At 59.4% G+C, this 17,757-nt stretch carries 21 protein-coding genes and 1 pseudogene; 20 read left to right on the plus strand and 2 right to left on the minus strand.

All coding sequences use genetic code 11. The features are described from left to right. Positions 1-140: 140 nt before the first annotated feature. Positions 141-608, minus strand: a complete 468-nt coding sequence (locus DN051_RS32195; protein WP_053761543.1) for a winged helix-turn-helix transcriptional regulator — start codon at positions 606-608, stop codon at positions 141-143. Positions 609-726: 118 nt separating this feature from the next. Here DN051_RS32195 and DN051_RS32200 point away from each other — a divergent pair, with 118 nt between their 5' ends. Then, the gene (locus tag DN051_RS32200; protein ID WP_112442548.1) at positions 727-1,896 is read left to right on the plus strand and encodes a thiolase family protein; all 1,170 of its coding nucleotides are present in this window, start codon (positions 727-729) and stop codon (positions 1,894-1,896) included. A 7-nt stretch (positions 1,897-1,903) separates the two neighbouring features. Here the strand turns inward: DN051_RS32200 and DN051_RS32205 are convergent, their stop codons facing one another. Next, a complete protein-coding gene (locus DN051_RS32205) occupies positions 1,904-2,719 on the minus strand; it encodes a TVP38/TMEM64 family protein (protein WP_053761486.1) in 816 nt (271 codons plus the stop codon). A 49-nt stretch (positions 2,720-2,768) separates the two neighbouring features. On the opposite strand from DN051_RS32205, the gene DN051_RS32210 reads away from it, so the two are divergent. The 19 genes and pseudogenes from DN051_RS32210 (at position 2,769) to DN051_RS32305 (ending at position 17,651) form a co-directional block, all read left to right on the plus strand. Further along, positions 2,769-3,491, plus strand: a complete 723-nt coding sequence (locus DN051_RS32210) for a DNA alkylation repair protein (RefSeq protein WP_053761485.1) — start codon at positions 2,769-2,771, stop codon at positions 3,489-3,491. Then, positions 3,488-3,670 carry a hypothetical protein gene (locus DN051_RS32215; RefSeq protein ID WP_053761484.1) on the plus strand — a complete coding sequence of 61 codons (183 nt, stop codon included), beginning with the start codon at positions 3,488-3,490 and terminating at the stop codon, positions 3,668-3,670. Before DN051_RS32210 ends, DN051_RS32215 begins: the two co-directional genes overlap by 4 nt. Positions 3,671-3,800: 130 nt before the next feature. Continuing rightward, positions 3,801-4,214, plus strand: a pseudogene (locus DN051_RS32220) (GTP-binding protein); the annotation flags it as partial. 584 nt (positions 4,215-4,798) lie between these two features. After that, complete coding sequence (locus tag DN051_RS32225) at positions 4,799-5,161, plus strand: sigma factor-like helix-turn-helix DNA-binding protein (protein WP_162624993.1); 363 nt, start codon at positions 4,799-4,801, stop codon at positions 5,159-5,161. A 669-nt stretch (positions 5,162-5,830) separates the two neighbouring features. Then, the gene (locus DN051_RS32230; RefSeq protein WP_246040679.1) at positions 5,831-6,544 is read left to right on the plus strand and encodes a RecB family exonuclease; all 714 of its coding nucleotides are present in this window, start codon (positions 5,831-5,833) and stop codon (positions 6,542-6,544) included. A 2-nt stretch (positions 6,545-6,546) separates the two neighbouring features. Then, positions 6,547-7,035, plus strand: a complete 489-nt coding sequence (locus DN051_RS45170) for a hypothetical protein (protein ID WP_162624994.1) — start codon at positions 6,547-6,549, stop codon at positions 7,033-7,035. Positions 7,036-7,095: 60 nt separating this feature from the next. Further along, a complete protein-coding gene (locus DN051_RS32240) occupies positions 7,096-7,884 on the plus strand; it encodes an AAA family ATPase (RefSeq protein WP_112440176.1) in 789 nt (262 codons plus the stop codon). Positions 7,885-7,897: 13 nt separating this feature from the next. Then, positions 7,898-8,125, plus strand: coding sequence for a hypothetical protein (locus DN051_RS32245; protein WP_112440178.1), 228 nt, complete (start codon positions 7,898-7,900; stop codon positions 8,123-8,125). 80 nt (positions 8,126-8,205) lie between these two features. Next, positions 8,206-8,562, plus strand: coding sequence for an endonuclease VII domain-containing protein (locus tag DN051_RS32250; protein WP_112440180.1), 357 nt, complete (start codon positions 8,206-8,208; stop codon positions 8,560-8,562). Beyond that, positions 8,555-8,758, plus strand: coding sequence for a hypothetical protein (locus tag DN051_RS32255; protein ID WP_112440182.1), 204 nt, complete (start codon positions 8,555-8,557; stop codon positions 8,756-8,758). Before DN051_RS32250 ends, DN051_RS32255 begins: the two co-directional genes overlap by 8 nt. 192 nt (positions 8,759-8,950) lie before the next feature. Next, positions 8,951-9,355, plus strand: coding sequence for a CHC2 zinc finger domain-containing protein (locus DN051_RS47845; RefSeq protein ID WP_112440184.1), 405 nt, complete (start codon positions 8,951-8,953; stop codon positions 9,353-9,355). Positions 9,356-9,575: 220 nt separating this feature from the next. Beyond that, a complete protein-coding gene (locus DN051_RS47850; RefSeq protein ID WP_425471793.1) occupies positions 9,576-9,833 on the plus strand; it encodes a hypothetical protein in 258 nt (85 codons plus the stop codon). Then, a complete protein-coding gene (locus DN051_RS32270) occupies positions 9,826-10,239 on the plus strand; it encodes a DUF6378 domain-containing protein (RefSeq protein WP_112440188.1) in 414 nt (137 codons plus the stop codon). The genes DN051_RS47850 and DN051_RS32270 overlap by 8 nt, the downstream gene beginning before the upstream one ends. Positions 10,240-10,640: 401 nt before the next feature. Continuing rightward, positions 10,641-11,447 carry a metallophosphoesterase gene (locus DN051_RS32280; RefSeq protein WP_112440192.1) on the plus strand — a complete coding sequence of 269 codons (807 nt, stop codon included), beginning with the start codon at positions 10,641-10,643 and terminating at the stop codon, positions 11,445-11,447. 652 nt (positions 11,448-12,099) lie between these two features. Further along, positions 12,100-12,360, plus strand: a complete 261-nt coding sequence (locus tag DN051_RS32285; protein WP_162624995.1) for a hypothetical protein — start codon at positions 12,100-12,102, stop codon at positions 12,358-12,360. Positions 12,361-12,382: 22 nt separating this feature from the next. After that, positions 12,383-14,404 carry a ribonucleoside-triphosphate reductase, adenosylcobalamin-dependent gene (gene nrdJ, locus DN051_RS32290; protein ID WP_246041143.1) on the plus strand — a complete coding sequence of 674 codons (2,022 nt, stop codon included), beginning with the start codon at positions 12,383-12,385 and terminating at the stop codon, positions 14,402-14,404. A 203-nt stretch (positions 14,405-14,607) separates the two neighbouring features. Beyond that, positions 14,608-15,291 carry an FAD-dependent thymidylate synthase gene (thyX, locus tag DN051_RS47855; protein ID WP_425471794.1) on the plus strand — a complete coding sequence of 228 codons (684 nt, stop codon included), beginning with the start codon at positions 14,608-14,610 and terminating at the stop codon, positions 15,289-15,291. 77 nt (positions 15,292-15,368) lie between these two features. Continuing rightward, positions 15,369-15,857, plus strand: a complete 489-nt coding sequence (locus DN051_RS32300; protein WP_246040680.1) for a deoxycytidylate deaminase — start codon at positions 15,369-15,371, stop codon at positions 15,855-15,857. Between the two features lie 498 nt (positions 15,858-16,355). Further along, the gene (locus DN051_RS32305) at positions 16,356-17,651 is read left to right on the plus strand and encodes a DUF3987 domain-containing protein (RefSeq protein WP_112440198.1); all 1,296 of its coding nucleotides are present in this window, start codon (positions 16,356-16,358) and stop codon (positions 17,649-17,651) included. Positions 17,652-17,757: the final 106 nt, after the last annotated feature.

A 17,757-nucleotide genomic window follows, 5' to 3' on the forward strand; every position in this document is an offset into this window, starting at 1 on the left:
CGGCGGCGCGGTCCAGCCCCGTCAGTCCACGACCGGCCCGCGCCGGGCGGCGGGGCGCGGGCGCTCACGACAGTCACCGGCGGGCGCGGAGCGGTGCGGGCGCTCACAGCCAACGGCGGCCCGCAGGCGCCACACCCCGCTCACGCCGCCGTCGGGCCCGACACCGTCCATCCGGGGCTCTGCGGATGGGACGTCAGGTCCTCGTGCCGTACCGGGTCGCCGCAGGTCCGGCAGGTGACGACCGGGACGAGTTCCTGGCCGCAGCGGTGCTCGATCACCATCGGGCGGTCGTCCGCGCGCAGATGGCGGTTGCCCCAGTCCATCAACGTCAGCAGCACCGGCTCCAGTTCGAGCCCCGCCTGGGTGGGCCGGTACTCGAAGCGCTGCGGACGCTCGCTGTAGGCGCGCTTCGTCAGGATCCCGGCGTCGACCAGGCGGCGCAGCCGGGTCGCCAGGATGTCCCGCGGGGCGCCGATGTTGCGCACCAGCTGGTCGAAGCGCCCGTTGCCCAGGCAGACCTCCCTGAGGACGAGCAGGGAGTACTTCTCGCCGACCAGTGCCAGGGCGTCGGCGATCGAGCAGGGGCGCGGGTCCTTGGTGGCGGCCATGAGGCTCAGCATAGGTGAGGGTTTGAATTTCCAACTCACAACGCTATGGTGAGTTCGGATTTCCTACTCACTGGTGATCGAGCCGGTGCTCGCCCCGGCGGCCGAGGAGGCCCGCAACATGCGTGACGCAGTCGTCGTCGAAGCCGTACGCACCCCGATCGGCAAGGGCAAGCCGAACGGCTCGCTCGCCCATGCCCACCCCGTCGAACTCCTCGCCCACACCCTGCGCACCCTCGTCGAGCGGTCCGGCGTCGACCCGGCACTGATCGACGACGTCATCGGCGGCACCGTCGACCAGGTCGGCGAGCAGGCCATGAACACCACCCGGTACGCCGTGCTGTCGGCCGGATTCCCCGAGACGGTCCCGGCGACCACGGTGGACCGCCAGTGCGGCTCGTCCCAGCAGGCCGTGCACTTCGCGGCGCAGGGCGTGATGTCCGGCGCGTACGACATCGCGGTCGCCTGCGGCGTGGAGTCGATGAGCCGTGTGCCGATGTGGTCGAACGTCCGGGCCGGCCAGGACCCCTTCGGCCCCGGAGTCGCCCGGCGCTACCCGGACGGCCTGATTCCGCAGGGGATCAGCGCCGAACTCATCGCCGCCGAGTGGTCCCTCACCCGGGAGCGGATGGACGCCTTCGCCGTCTCCTCGCACCACCGGGCCGCCGCGGCCTGGTCGGCCGGCCTCTTCGACGCCGAGGTGGCGCCCCTGGACGGCGTCGCCCGCGACGAGTGCGTCCGCCCGGGCAGCACGCCGGAGATCCTCGCCGGCCTCAGGTCCGCCTACCACGACCCCGCGTTCGCGGAGCGCTTCCCGCAGATCGAGTGGAACGTCACGGCGGGCAACGCCAGCCCGATCAACGACGGCGCCGCGGCCGTCCTGATCACCTCCGCGGAGACCGCGGCCCGCCTCGGCCTGCGCCCCCTCGCCCGGCTGCACAGCTTCGCCGTCACCGGCTCCGACCCGCTGCTGATGCTCACCGGCGTCGTCCCCGCGACCGAGAAGGTGCTGCGCCGGGCCGGTCTGACCATGGACGACATCGACCTGTTCGAGGTCAACGAGGCCTTTGCCGCCGTGGTCCTGGCCTGGCAGCAGGAGACCGGCGCCGACCTCGCCAAGGTCAATGTGCACGGCGGCGCGATCGCGCTCGGCCACCCGCTGGGCGCCAGCGGCACCCGGCTGACGACCACCCTCGTGCACGCGATGCGCGAGCGCGGCGCCCGCTACGCCCTCCAGACCATGTGCGAGGCGGGCGGACTGGCCAACGCCATGATCCTGGAATCCGTGTGACGGGCGGTCAGCGGTCGCGCAGGTGGTGACGCTTGCGCCAGGCCATGACCACCCCGGCCAGGCCCGGTACGGCGATGAAGGCCATCGCGATCAGGAAGGCGGGCGACGTCGGCGTCGACGCGCGGGCGCCCGCGACCACGTACGCGGCGGTGTTCGGCAGCGCGCCGAGCGCCGTCGCGAGCAGGAACGGCAGCCAGCCCATGCGGGAGACGGCGGCGCAGTAGTTGGCCGCCCAGAACGGCACGCCCGGGAACAGCCGCACCGCCAGCATCGAGCGGAAGCCGTGCCGGCTGAACTGGCGGTCGACGGTCCGCAGCACCTTGCCCCGCAGCAGCGGGCGCAGCGCGTCCTGGCCCAGCACCCGGCCCAGCCCGAAGGCGAGTCCGGCGCCGAGCACCGTGCCCGCGACGGCCGCCGCGGTCCCCAGCTGCGAACCGAACAGCGCGCCCGCCGCCAGGTTCAGCAGCGGACGCGGCACGAACGCCACGGTGATCAGGCCGTACGCCACCGCGAACATGACGGCCGCCGCCACCCCGCTCAGCTGCGGCGGCCAGCCGTGCGCCAGCAGCCGCTGGGGCTCGAACAGCAGCATGGCCGTCGCGGCGCCCACCAGCAGCGCGACGAGCAGGGAGAACCGTGACCACGGCGAGAGCAGGACTCTCGCGCAGCGCGCGGTGAATCCGGGCGGTACGGCGACGGCGACCGTGCCGGACGGCACCGCGGCCGGGAGCTTCGACGTGGTGGTGGCCTGGGGAGAGGCCTCGGACGCGGCCCGGGACGGGGCCGTGGCGGTGCCGCCAGAGCGGGTGGAGGCATCGAGCATCCGGTGACACTAACCGACAAATATGTGTGATCGCCGTATGGTTCGTCTCATGAGCGTCACAGGTGCGGGAACAGTCGGTGTTCCGCGCAGCGAACTCGCCGACACGCTGCTGGAACGGCTGACCGTGACCTACGCCTCAGCCGCCGATCCCGAGCGGGCGGCGCCCATGCGTGCGTACATGAAGGACGTCGCCCCGTTCCTCGGCCTGACCACTCCCGTGCGCCGCGCCCTGTCCCGCACCGTCGTGGCCGGCACGCCCCGCCCCGACGAGGCCGACTGCACGGCCGTGGCCCTGCGCTGCTGGCAGCTCCCGCAGCGCGAGTACCACTACTTCGCCGTCGACTACCTGCGCCGGCATGTGGGCCGCTGCTCGTCCGCGTTCCTGCCGGTGGCGCGGCACCTCGTCACCACCGTGTCCTGGTGGGACACGGTGGACGCGCTCGCCGCGCACGTGGTGGGCGGGCTGGTCGCCGCGGACCCGGAGCTGAGGCTCGACATGGACGCGTGGATCGTCGACGACGACCTCTGGGTCGCCCGTACCGCACTGCTGCACCAACTGCGGTTCAAGGACCGCACCGACACCGAACGCCTCTTCGCCTACTGTCTGCGCCAGTCCGGCCACCCCGACTTCTTCGTCCGCAAGGCGATCGGCTGGTGTCTGCGCGAGTACGCCAAGACCGACCCCGGCGCCGTACGCGCCTTCCTCGCCCGCGAGCGCGGACGCTTCGCGCCGCTGGCGGTACGGGAGGCGCTGAAGAACATCGGGGCGTGAGCGCCGCGGGCGCGGCACCCGCCGGGCGCCCGGAAAACCATTCGACGCCCGGCGCGGCATGGGCGAAGATCTGCCTCATGTTCCGGTACGCCTTCGTCCTCGCAGCATCCGCCGCCGCGGATGCACCGAAGGCTGCCGTCCTGATTGTCACGGCCACTGTCGACGGCGCCCGAAGCTGACCCTCCCCGGATCGTCCGGCGGACCCCGCAGGGGGAGGGTCGGCAGGTCTCACGGGGTCCCCGTCCCGGCCGCGCACAGCGCCCGCCGGGACCTTCACTCACCTCCAGGCAGAGACTTCGAGGTACCGCCATGCCCAAGACGGCGTACGTCCGCACCAAACCGCATCTCAACATCGGCACGATGGGCCACGTCGACCACGGCAAGACCACCCTGACCGCCGCCATCACCAAGGTCCTCGCCGGGCGCGGCACCGGCACCTTCGTGCCGTTCGACCGTATCGACCGAGCCCCGGAGGAGGCGGCGCGCGGCATCACCATCAACATCGCGCACGTCGAGTACGAGACCGACACCCGGCACTACGCGCACGTCGACATGCCCGGCCACGCCGACTACGTCAAGAACATGGTCACCGGGGCCGCCCAGCTGGACGGCGCGATCCTCGTCGTCTCCGCGCTCGACGGCATCATGCCGCAGACGGCCGAGCACGTGCTCCTCGCCCGGCAGGTGGGCGTGGACCACATCGTCGTCGCCCTGAACAAGGCCGTTCGGCAAGTGGAGTAAAGGCACCAACCTAGCTACGGCTAGGGGACTCCCCTTCACACTGACTGCCTAGACAGCAGCAACGGCCCCGCTACGGCGGGGCCTTAGCCGTTCTAGGGCCCCGTGAGGACCCAGGGGGAGGGCCAGGGGCCCGGAGGGCCGGTAGGCCCCAAGAGGGCCCCAGAGGGCCCCTGTACGGGCAGGGGGACACCCTTCAACGTTGGGGGGTGGGCGTGTAACCGTTTCCGGGGCGCGTACGCTGATACCAATAGGTCCCCTAAGCAACTAACCTACTTAGGTAAGCCTGACTAGACTTACTCGTGAGTTGCAGAGGGAGGCACACCCCGCTAGTGTGTCCTTGCCTTTCGGGCAAAGTTTCAAAAGGTTGTACGCCAGTGCCAGTGATCCACACCACACGAAATGTCGACGCACACACCCGCACCGTGTGCTAGATTGAGATCACAGCAACAAGGAGTGCGACCGATGACCCAATATCCCGTACGGTTAACCCCTTAGGAAAACAAATGTCTTCCCCTACCGGCCGTAAGCCTCACCCTAATCCGGAGACAGAGGCCACGATTAGGGCCGTGTACGATGACAACGGCAAGCAGATCCGCACCTACGCGGAAGCCGCAGAGTACTTGGGCGTAAGCAAAAATACGGTTGCGTCCCGGCTACGCCGTGCGAACATTGCGGCTCTAAGCGCCGTGCCTTACGACGATTACACTCCCGCTAACGTTGACCCTGAGCATTTCCACGACAGAGAAAACGTTATGCTCCGCACCCTTGCGGAGGAGGAAGCGGGAATGCACATCAGCGAAAAGCGCATGAGGGAACTTGAGCGGTTTAAGGCTAAGTCGGAAAAGCTTATCGTCGTGTATGACCCAGAGTACGGGTTCTACTGGCGTAAGCGGGAAAAGGGGGAAGAATATTGGTTGGCGCAAGAGTGAGCGTCCGGTAAACCTCAGTGCAAGGGGCCTCCCACCTAAAAAGGTGTGGTGCGGCCCCTTTCCTTTCGCTAGAGTTTCGAACACTCGTACGAACGAATGAGCGGTTATGTTACCGCTACGTAACGAAAGATGTGATGGATTCGTGTACAAAACCCGTTGACCAGCGGGGATGCGGAACATACCCTTTCTTTACGTACTGAATGAGAGTTCAACAACACCAGTTCAGCGCACCCGTGTGAGGGGCATTAGGGCCCCCTACAGATAGGACAAACACAGAGTGGGCGAATACCGGCCTTGTAGCCTTGACCCGGTTAGCGCGGTCGAGACTGGCGTAAACGCAAGCACTAATCGCGTTTACGTGGCCCTGGGGGAGGATTGCGCATGGGGTATAGCGGGGACGTACCTTAAGCGCTATGAACTGCTTTTTGGCGAACCTGTAGTGGAAGACATTAGGGAAGGGCGTTTGTGGTATGAGTGGGATGCTCCGAAGGACTACATTGCAACCAACTTCCCTTACCTCCGTGATAAAGAGGACGTGCCCCACGAACACGCCCTCCCCGACCTTTACGGGGTGGCAATCGAGTAAGGAGGCCGCATATCGTAGGCCATAAGTCCGTATCCCAATACACTACCTACTCCGGATGTTCTGAGCGTTACCGGCTAGAACGTTTGGATAAGAAACCCCAAACCCCTGCCGGTTGGACGCTACAGGGTTTGGCAGTACACGAAGCGATTGAAGCGTGGGAACGCTCTAACCGAACAATGGACCTTACAGGCGCCAACGACGTTTACGAGTCGGCATGGCGCCTTCACCTTACCCGCATGCTAAAGGACGAGCCGGACACCGATAAATGGATGACCGGCAACCCACGCACTAAAGGTAGTGTGGACCTAACCCGAAGGTTCACGCGCGGTAAAGAGCAGCTAGAGCAGTACATCAAGAATGCACTAGCTCAGGGGTGGGAGATTTGGGAAACTCCCGATTTTGAACCTGCAATTGAGTTGCCCTTTAGAATCATGGTCGGTAACATTGAAGTAGTCGGTTACATTGACCAAATCCGGGAACACCCGGACGGCAGTCTAGAAATAGTCGACATCAAGTCGGGCAGTAAGATTCCCTCTTGGGATTTTCAGCTAGGCGTGTATCGCCTAGCGGTCCTAGAATCTTATGGGGTAGAGATTAACCAAGGGTCATTCCTTATGCTTAAGGATGACCGCATGGTGGGTCCTACAAACCTCACACGGTTTACGCGAGAGCGTGTTACGGCATGGTTTGATGCCCTTAACCGTGGTGTAGAGGCCCAAGTTTTTATGCCCAATGTCGGGGATCATTGCCGCATCTGCGGCGTTTGGAAATACTGTTCAGCTAAGGAAAGGAACTAAAATTGACTAAGGTCGACGGGCAGGAAGGTTATATTGCCCAGCTTTCGTTTACCTCCCCTGAGGGAGCTATGACGAACCTGCGAGGCACTAGCACCGAAGAGTTTACGGATACGCTCGACTGGTTCATCAAGGGCGGAGGGGAGGTAATCTCCGAAGCTATTACCCACGCTAAGGCCGTGAACCTCATCCGTGAGCAGTTGGGCGGTAAGGTCGAGTCGTCCAGCGGTGGCGGGGCCCGTGGAGGGGCCTACAACGGCCGTACAGGTGGCGGGAGTTCCGGCCGGTCGTATGGTGGCGGGAACGGCGGCGGAGGCGGAGGGGAGGCCCCCCAGGGCCCTCCTGCTAACCACAACCTTGCAACCGAGTGTCGTCATGGTGAAAAGAACTTTGTTTCTGGCGTTTCGGCCAAGAACAATAAGGCATGGTTCGGTTTCGACTGCCCCCAGAACTACAAGCAGGGCGAGTGCGCGCGGTTTGCTCAGGCCGGATAACCGGCCATTTTTTTTGCCCCACAATGCACACCCCTAGGGTGTGTGCGGAAAAGAGGTTGATTGCTTACCCTAGTACGAGCCCGACATAAGGCGGGTAAAGCGGGTGAGCCTCTACCTACGGCATTTCCCGCCCTTGAAAAGGCGGGAGTCCACATTCGGCGCGGTCAACTAACGTTGATCGCTGCCGGATCCGGAACCGGTAAATCGGCATTCGCAACAACGATTGCCGTACGGGCAGAGGTACCCACCCTGTATTTCTCGGCTGACTCTGACGCATTCACGCAATACACGCGTTTGGGTGCCATGCTTACCGATAGCCCCGTGTGGGCTGTTGAAAAAGACATGGACAATGGCCGGTCTGTGCACTACGACACACAAATAAATAACCTGGACTTTATGCGTTGGGACTTTGAGGCCCAACCTGCCCTAGACAATATCGACCTTGACATTAGAGCGTTTGGCTACATGTATGGCTGCTGGCCGCATCTAATCATCATCGATAACATCAAAAACGTCTGGACAGAGTCCGAAAACGAAAACAACCGCTACAGTGAGATTATCGATTACCTGCACGAACTAGCCCGTAAAACGGGCGCGGCAGTAATCGCCTTGCATCACCTGACAGGGGAATACGACGATGGCATTAAGCCTGCCCCCATGTCTGCCCTACTGGGCAAAGTGTCCAAGATTCCCGCGATGATCCTAACCCTTCACAAAGAGGGAAATGCAGATTTTGAGAATCTGAAACTAAACGTATCCATCGTAAAGAATCGCGGCGGAAAGGCTGACCCCTCGGGGCAATGGTTTATCAGCCTGCCCGCAAACCTTGAATACATGAGAATCGGATAAAGGAGACTAACGCATGACTGAGAACACGCTTAAGGACCCTGCCAAGAACATCATGGTTAAGGGTGAGGAGGTTCCCCGCGTGATTGACAACGGCGACGGAACCGTTACGTGGAACCTTAAGGGAGAGACTGCCACGCGTATTGCGGCCCTCCTCCTGATCAGTCTTGCCGGGACCATGCCCGGTAGCCGTAGGGCCCCCTCTGGAGGCTTTGGAGACTTCCTGACTGGCCGTGGCCTCTGAGCACACGCAAGGGCTACAGGCAGTGCTCTAAGTGCTCTAGAAACCGTCAAGAGCGTTTCTTTCAGGGAACACGGGGACGGGTGTGCGCTGGGTGCCGTAAGGGCACCCAGCGTGCCAATAGCCGCAATGCGAGGCTAAAGGCCACTTACGGGCTAACCAGTGACGACTATCGAACCCTATTCGAATTCCAGGACAGGGTGTGCGCGATATGCCTAGAGTCCCGACGAACCAATTTGGCCGTTGACCACTGCCACAAAACGGAAGCGGTTAGGGGCCTTTTGTGTGCCCGCTGTAACAATTTCCTTTTGGCCCGTGGGGCAAGGGATAGGCCGGAAGTACTCCGCCGTGCGGCGGATTACCTTGAAAACTATCCGGCATGGCAGGCCCTAGGGCCCCGATACACGTACGACAACAAGGAGGAAAACAGTAATGGCTAACGGCGTGGTCCATCAGATAATCCTTAAGGCGAAGCTTGAGGAGGGTAAGGCACCCGCTTTCGACGCCTCTAACGTCGTTACGGTGTCCGCTCTGGAGGAATTCCTTATGGAGGTTAAGGACGCCACTAACGGCTACGATGATCCGCTCATTACGGTCACCTTTGACCGTCTTACCTATGAGTACGAGGAGAACTGATTTGCCCCGACACAATGGCAATACTACTAAGCGCAGTAAGCGACAGGCGCGAATTGACCGCGCTACCGGGTATGCGGTTGATCCGGAGGTTTGGGAGGCGTACGCACGTCAGATGATGTCTGACGGGCCGGAGGACTACGCGTCCTCCTGGACGACTGAAACGGCCCAGGAGGGCCGCTACATGGGGGACTAATGGAAGCGGCCGATAAGCCACCCATTAAGGAACTCCTAGAGCATTACGGGGCCCACGACGTTAACGATCGGGGGTCGTGGGCCCCCATCAAATGCCCTTTCCATGAGGACCGTTCCGCTAGTGCATCCGTTAATACGGGCCTAAACGTTTTCAAATGTCACACATGCGATTTCGGGGGCGATTCTTTCGCCCTAGTCCAATGGCAGGAGGGGATTAGAGATTTCAACGATTCCATCGAATTCTGCGAAAGAATTCTTGGAGGAAGCTACGGCAAAATATCATCGGTCGATAAAGGGAAACGTCGCCGGAGAAACATTCTTGACGAAGAGGTTCGGGCCCCAGTGGCAGGACAGCGCTCGATTCTTTCGATTGGGCGCCGTAGAAGATCCGTTGCCGGGTCATGAACAATATCGGGGAATGTTCGCTATTCCTTATGAGGCCCCTTACGGGGTCCTAGGAATGAAATTCCGTTGCCTTTCGGACCATGACTGTAAAGCCGTTCACAAAAACCGTTACCTTAACCCATCAGGTAATGGGACACGCCTTTACAATACGGCAGACCTTTTCCGTAACGAGGAATTCCTAGCCATTGCGGAAGGCGAAATAGATGCGATTACATCGCATATGGCGGGTATTCCCACGGTCGGGGCCCCTGGGGCAACATCCTGGAAGCCTGAATTTACCCGCATGATCCGAGGCTATAAGGCGGTTTACGTGTACGCGGATAACGATGATGGGGGAACGGGCCTAGAAAAGTTTGCTGAGCCGCTAGCGGCCCTAATCGAGAATGCGCGAGTCATTCTCCTGCCCGAAGGACACGACGTTAATTCGTTCGTGCAAGAAAACGGTTATGACGCACTAAAGGAGTTGATCGGTGTATAAGGTCGGGGACATTGTCCGCTATCAGGGAGTCGAATTCACCATCGTTGAAATTGACGAAACCGATAAGACATTCCCTTACCGAATAGAGGGCGGCGAGAATTACGCCGGTTTGTGGGTCGGGGATAAGGACGTTACCCGCCTTACACGGCCGGACACCGTTGGGGCCAACCTGGTCCACGGGGAACGCTATGAGTCCTACGGGGATCCGGACGTGTCCTTTAGCCGCATCTCAAAGCTATGGTCCGCCCACCTGGGCGTAGACATCAGTAAGCGGGATGTCGCCCTAATGATGATTCTGCTTAAGGTGTCGCGTGAAAAGAGCGCACACAAGGAAGACAACCTAGATGACATTGAGGGCTACGTTCACTGTGCCCGAATCCTTAAGGAGGAAAATGCTGTTTCCTAGGCAGTCGCATTCGTGCGAGGAAGGCGCCACGGACGTTATAACCGTCGCGGAAAGCACTTACGACCATGACTCTGTCTACGTGACCGCATCCGAGCACAACGGTGCGGGAGTCATGACCCATCACATCGGATTCTTCCTGGCCCCTCGTGAGGCTGTCGCTTTCGGTTTCCGCCTCATGCGGGAGGGCCTTTCCAAGATGCACAGCGAAAGGGTCAGCTAATGGCGCGAATCACGACGGAAACGCTAACCGTCGGAAAGCTTCAGGTGTGTTTTCAGTACAACCATTCAACCGGCCTCCGGTCGGTAACCGTACTGGATTGGAATAGTGACGAAATTGATTACGACCATATCACTAGTTATGAGGCCGCCGGTTTGGCGGATTTCTTCGGGAGGCCAACAAGTTGAAGCATGACGCTAAGAACCCTTACACGGTAGTCCTCATCCCTGACACTCACGTGCCGGAGCATCACACCAATGCGGTCAAGAACATTGGGGCATTCCTTAAGGAGACTAAGCCTGCCGGTGTTGTGCACACGGGAGACTTCCTGAACCTTGATGCCCCTAGCCGCTGGTCTAAGGGAACCATCAACGAATTCGCGGGGGGAGTGCACGAAGAACGGGAAGCCGGTAAGCGCGTCCTAGACTTTTGGCGCTCTAACCATGACGGATACTTTGGCTTCCACCTCGGTAACCATGACATCCGCATTAGCGCATACCTCCAAAAGTATGCCCCCGCCGTGGCGGGAATGCCGGAATGGGAATACGACAGGCTCCTAGACTTTGACTCCTTCGGTATTGAGGTTCGGGACAGTATCCATAAGGTTGCCCCGGGATGGGTCACCACCCATGGGGACAACAAGGAAATCCGAATGGCGCAAGAGGCGGGCCGCACGGCCCTTAACGCTGCCACGGTTTACGGAAAGAATGTGGTGTGTGGTCACACGCACCGTGCCGGTATTACCGGCAAGAGCCACGGTTACGCTGGGGCCATGATTCCCCGCTGGGGAATGGAAATCGGCCACATTACCGACATGCGTAAGGTGGCTTACCTTTCGACTGGTTACGCTAACTGGCAAATGGCTTTCGGTCTACTGCACATTTCAGGTAACCGTGTTCAGCCGGAAGTCATTTTCATGGCAAACGATGGCTCATTCCTTTACGGAGGCATGCGGTTTGAGAACGGCAAGATTGGAAAGGTTTCAAAGTGACTTACGACCCCCAGGATTATGTAAACCTTGCCCGGTCGGTTGCGCGCGGTTTCGCGCGTGACTGGCCCGGTATTGACGCCGAAGATTTGCACGGCGAGCTGTCGCTTAAGCTTGTTGAAAAGCGTCATTTCTTTGAAAAGACTACCGGTAACCTTAACGGCACCGTAGGTGCCTACCTTCGAAAGTATGCGCAAGAGTATTGCGCTAAGGAACGTTACCGGGCCGTTTACGGTACCCCGCACTACCTGTATGGCAGTGAAGAGGTAGCGGAGCTGCTGGGCACCTACTACCTTCCCCGGGATGCTTGGGCGGAGGCCGGTTCAACCGTCCAGTACGGGCGGGAAAAGGCCCGCGACGGGCAGGCTACGGTGACGGCCCTCATAGACCTTGATTGCGCGTATCAGGGCCTCACAGACACTCAGCGGGAGGTTCTGCGAGAGCACTGGGAGTACGGCCCCCAGGAGGCCGCACAGCGTGCCGGTATCAAGCTTCCGTCATGGTCTAGGGCCCACTCTCGCGCCGTGGCCCGACTCAGGGACCTTATGAACAATGAGCGGCTAACCGCTATCGACGCACATGACGGGCCCGGGGCCCGTACAGCCATCAGTAACGAATCCGCCCGTAGCCTCGCTAACCGATAGGAGACAAAACCTTGAAGACTGGTAACACCCCTGCCTGGATTTACAACCCCAACATTCCCCGACCGCCTAAGGGCGATAAGCCTGGAAAGGTGGCCGCTATCATCGCGGCTATCGTCGTGACCATTCTCGTCATTGGTGCCGTTGCGCTGTGGCTTAGCGTTATCGCGTTCGCGTTCGCTGCCCTTTTCAGCCTGTCTTTCAGTGAGGCTATTGCTGCGGCATTCCTCTTCAACCTGTTTATTGCCTGCCAGGGCAGCACTAACCGCAAGTAAGGAGTACAAAATAACTACCGACATTAAGTGGGGTCCCACTGGGGAAACCGTTTATACCCGCACCTATTCCCGTCCTAAGCCGGACGGCAGTAAGGAAACGTGGCCGGAAACCGTAAACCGTGTGGTGGACGGTAACCTTTCCCTTGTTGACCCTAAGCATATTGAGCCGGGGGAACGGGAAGACCTGATTAAGTTTATGACGGATTTCAAGATTCTTCCGGCCGGACGGCATCTCTGGGCCTCCGGCGTTAAGGGCAGACAGTATCTTTTTAACTGTCACATTGCCCCCTGGGACGCTAAGCGTCCGGAACGGCATTTCTCCTTTGTATTCCTCCGCCTCATGGAAGGCGGGGGCGTAGGGTCCAACTATTCCGATGACCGCCTAAACGGATACCCGGATATCGCTAACGTCCTAGACATTCACATTGTGTGTGATCCGGAGCATGCGGATTATCCGGCCCTAAAGGAGGCCGGTCTACTGTCCACCACCTACACCCCGGATTGGGTCGGGGCCTATGAGGTGGAAGACTCGCGGGAAGGTTGGAGCACTTCCCTAGAGCATCTGATTAAGGACGCCTATAACTGGGATCTCAGGCACCGTGCCCGGGTGTTTGACGTGTCCCGCGTGCGGCCCTCCGGGGCCCGCCTGAAGGCTTTTGGTGGGCGGGCCTCCGGGCCCGTTCCCCTTGCCCGAATGCTGAAGACTACGGCCGAAATCTTTAACCGTAGGGGCCGATATCATGGGGCCCTTACCGGCATGGACGCCATGGAAATTGATCATGCTATCGCGGAGTGTGTGGTTAGTGGTGGCGTGCGCCGTTCCGCACGCATGGCAATGAAGTCTTGGAAGGATCCGGATATCCTTGACTTTATTCACTGCAAGGTGGATAGCGGTAAGCACTGGACTACCAACATTAGCGTCATTGTGGATAACGAGTTTTCGGCCGCTCTAAGGGACGAAAAGCATGCGCTAAACGCTCACGCCAACATGGTTATGGACGAAACCGTTAACGGCATGCTCGTTAATGGTGAGCCTGGATTCTTCAACATTGATCTAGCTCAGGAAGGGGAGGTGGACCCTATTGAGGCTACTAACCCGTGTGGGGAGATTCCAGGCCCGCAAATGATGGCTTGTTGCCTCGGTCATGTGAACATGCAAGCTTTCGTCCGGCTGGACGGTAGCGTTGACCGTAGGGGACTTGATAAGGCGCATCGTCTGGTTACCCGGTTCCTTATCCGTGCCACTTTCGGGGACTTTACGGATGCCGAACAGTTGGCCGTAATGCGCCGTGAACGGCGTATCGGTGTCGGCCATTTCGGTGTTCAGGGGCATCTAAACCTTAGAGGTATCCGTTACACGGACGCACCTTATAGCGTTTATCCGAGAGAGTTGGAAGACCTTTACGATGTGGTCCGGGATGAGGCAAGGGGATACGCCTTTAGCTTGCGTATCCCTGAGCCTATTAAGGTTACGACTGTTGCCCCTACGGGTAGCATCGCTAAGCTTCCGGGCGTACCCGAGGGTGACCAGGCTATTTACGGCCGATATTTTAAGCGACGTATCCGGTTCTCTGCGGTTGATCCTGAGCAGATGGCTCAGGTTAAGGCGTATGAGGCGGAGGGTTACCTAGTTGAGGATTGCGTCTATGCCGCTAACACTAAGGTTGTCACCATTCCGACTAAGGACACTCTAGTTGCGGAAATGGAGGCCCGGGGCCTGGACTCGGATATTGTCGAGTCTCAGGACCAAATTAGTGCGGCGGAGTCGATAGCCTTTCAGGCTATGTATCAGACCTGCTATGCGGATAACGCGATTTCCCATACGGTGAACATTACGGAGGGCAGCATTACCGCATCGGAGTTGCGGGAGACGCTAATTAAGTATCTTCCCCAGCTTAAGGGCACTACGATTATGGTTGATTCTTCCCGCCCGCAGTCTCCTTACGAGCGAATTACGCGTGAGGAATATGAGGCTGCCACGGTTAAGGGTATTGCTGACTCTATCGATTTGGAGTGCGCTACTGGTGCCTGTCCCATCCGGTGAGGATAGGCGGGTTAAGTATCTCTCTCATTACGGGGTCCGTTTCTGTTGTGTCTGCGGATGGATGGAAATGGACCTCGTTTTGGAGGGGGATTCTTACTCGGCTGAATGGTACGACGAATGCCCTAATGGTTGTTTTGGAAAGGAGACATACGAAATTGCGTGTAACGCTAATCGCAAAGACTGAAGCTAATTATTTTGCCATGATGGAAGCTACGGATCATGAATATGATCCCTCGGGGTTTGATGAGGGGGACGGTTTCCGGAATTTGGACATCACAAATGATTGTGACAGTGTCCCCGTGTTCGGGGGCCGGAACTGTTATCAGTCGTGGGGTAAGCCTAATCCGGCCACGGCAACGGAAATGGGCTACCTAAAGAACATTCTCAGTCATGAGCATTACAGCGTGTTGGAGCATTCTTCGGCCACGTTCTACGTGACTGGCGTTAGCCGGAACCTAACCCATGAGCTAATCCGTCACCGGCACCTTTCCTATTCGGAACTTTCACAGCGTTACGTCGACATGGAAAACGCGCGAATCGTCATTCCTCCTGCCCTACGGCAGGAACACGGTGGGGAAGTAATGGGACCCCTTCCCTGGGGTGCAGTGAGGGACTATGAGGCAACGGTGCGACGACTCATGGCCCAGGGTCTTAAGCGAAAGCAGGCACGGGAGGCCGCTAGGTACATCCTTCCCGGAGGGACGGAAACGCGAATAGTCGTTACCGGGAACATGCGCGCATGGCGCGACAGCATTTACAAGCGTTTTAACGTTTCCGCAGATGCGGAAATCAGGGAGTTTGGAGGCAGTCTCCTTACCCAGCTTAAGGAGATTGCCCCCGGCTGTTTTCAGGATATGGACAACACGGAACCTTTTGGAGGTAAGTAAATGGCTATTGTTGAAAGAACGGCCACCTATTACGAGTGCACGATTTGCGGAATGCAGTACTCATGGCCCATTGAAATGTGCATGAACCAGGGGGATGCACAGCATCAGAATCCCGGAGGTGGCGGGGAGGATCCCAACAATTGATAAAGACTCGCCCAACGTGGGATGAGTACTATATTGGCGTAGCGATAGCTGTAGCGGATAGGGCGGATTGCCTTAGGTCCGCCGTAGGTGCGGTCCTGGTTAAAGACAACCGCATTATGGCTACCGGCTATAACGGGGCCCCTCCGGGGGCCCCTGGTTGTCTCACAGCGGGGGCGTGCCCCCGAGGCAGACTCACATACGAGGAAAGGCCCCCAGGGGGCACGTACGGCGACTGTATCGCCATTCACGCGGAGCGTAACGCATTGGAAGAGGCAGGTAGGCGGGGAACGATTGGGGCAACCCTTTACGTGACCAGGGCACCGTGTGGCGACTGCGAGGCCGCTATTTGGTTTTCTGGTGTTGTCCGCATCGTTTATGCCAGTCCGGAAGGCTTGATAGTTCTTACGGCCCCGGAGAAATAAAAGAAAGGCCCCCAGCGTTTAGCTGGGGGCCTCTACTTGTCTTAGGCAGTCATAGAGCGGTCAACGCAAAAAATCTTGTAACCTTCGGAGCATGCCTCATAACGGAATCCGAACCGCTTACCGAATCCCTTACCGGTAACAAACTCGGCCCAGTACTTTACCCGGGCCTCCGCAGTCTCCCTATCGTTCACGGTTTCCCACTCTTCAACACGCTTAGAGGGACGCACGAACATGCAAGACTTAGCCATTACGCATCGCACTTTCTGTGGCGCATCAGGCAACCGGCCGCCCTAAAGGCCGGTCGTTCCCAACGGGACCAATTGAAGCACACACACCAGGGGTGTGCAAGGGTTGGCCATGGCCTCACGGTAACGCCCTCAACTCGCCTAACATCCAAGGGACTTGACACCCGTAGGTAAGTAAGTAAGTATCTATACCGGCCCCACCCGGGGCCGCACGGTAACATACATACTTACATACCCACCTGGGGGAGTTGCTGTGATCAACACCGATAGGCCTATGCCGGACGAAACGGTTTATACGGGCCTCCTGGGGCGTACCGTCCAAACACTCCGCCCGGGAACCGAGGCGGACCCCGTGGGTGTCCTAGGGAGCCTCCTAGTCGGTTTCTCGGCCCTAGTCGGGCCGCAGGCAAGGGTGAAGATTTCCGCCCTGGACAATCACCCCGCACTAGTTTGGGCTCTCCTCCTGGGTCGTACTGCGGACGGGCGCAAAGGGTCCGCGACGAGTGCGGCTAAAGCCGTACTGCGGTTGACCGACGAACAGTTTTACCGGCAGTCTACGGTTAGCGGTATTTCCTCCGGTGAGGGCCTGATCAAGGAGGTTGAGGATCCTACGGCGGAGGATTTGGAACTTTTGCAGAGTGTTACCGCACTAACCGGGGAACCGTTGGTGGTGGATCCGGACGATATCGGGGATCAACGACGTTTCGTCATCGAAACGGAATACGCGAACCTGATGAACCGTTCCGCTAAAAGCGGTTCCCTTTCTGCGGTCCTTAGGCAGGCGTGGGACGGGGACGATTTGAAAACCCGTACCAAGAAAGGCAGCATGACCGCCACACGGCCTCACATTGCCGTGCTGGGGCACATTAGTCCCGGGGAGTTCCGGGACATGATGCGTGCCAAGGAACTTGCCGGAGGGACGTATAACCGTTACCTCATTCTTCACGTTCATCAGGCGCAATTGTTGCCCGATGGTGGGGATGTGGACATGAAAGAACTTAAGGTGTGCGCTAGCGCGCTTGCCGAGAATGCGGCACTGGTCCGTGACCAGGGTGACACTCTGATTACCCGCACTAAGGATGCGGGGGAATACTGGTCCGATTACCTTTACGCTGCGATCAACAATGAGAATCCGGAGGATGAGACGCTAGCCCAGTTCACTGCCCGGAGGGCCCCCTATACGCTTAGGCTGGCAGCACTGTACGCAATGGCGGACGGGCGTAAGCAGATTGGGGTTAGGGACCTGAAAGCGGCTAACGCCCTCTTCCGGTATTCCATGGAAAGCACCGAGCATACGCTTAAGCAGTCTTACAGCCGAGCGGAGGTTCCCGCAGCGACTAACCCTCTAGCGCGGGCCCTCTTCCAGGCAGGAGACGACGGGCTAAGCGTGACGGAAATCCGGGAGATTGTGGGTAAGGGTAAGCCTCGGCCGGAGATTGATGTAATGCTGGAAGAACTCCCGGTAGACTCTAAGCTTAGGCGTAATGCCCAGGGGCGGCCCTCTACGGTGTTCTATTGGGTCGGGGATGACGGGGACGGTTACGCGTAGCGGTTAGGGCCCTTCGGGGGCCCTCTCACTAACCCCTATTGCACACCCCCATGGTGTGTGCTTTAATGGAGTCACAGCGGGGCCCGATTAGGGCCGGGCCCCCAGG

The organism is Streptomyces cadmiisoli (assembly GCF_003261055.1).
GTDB lineage: Bacteria > Actinomycetota > Actinomycetes > Streptomycetales > Streptomycetaceae > Streptomyces > Streptomyces cadmiisoli.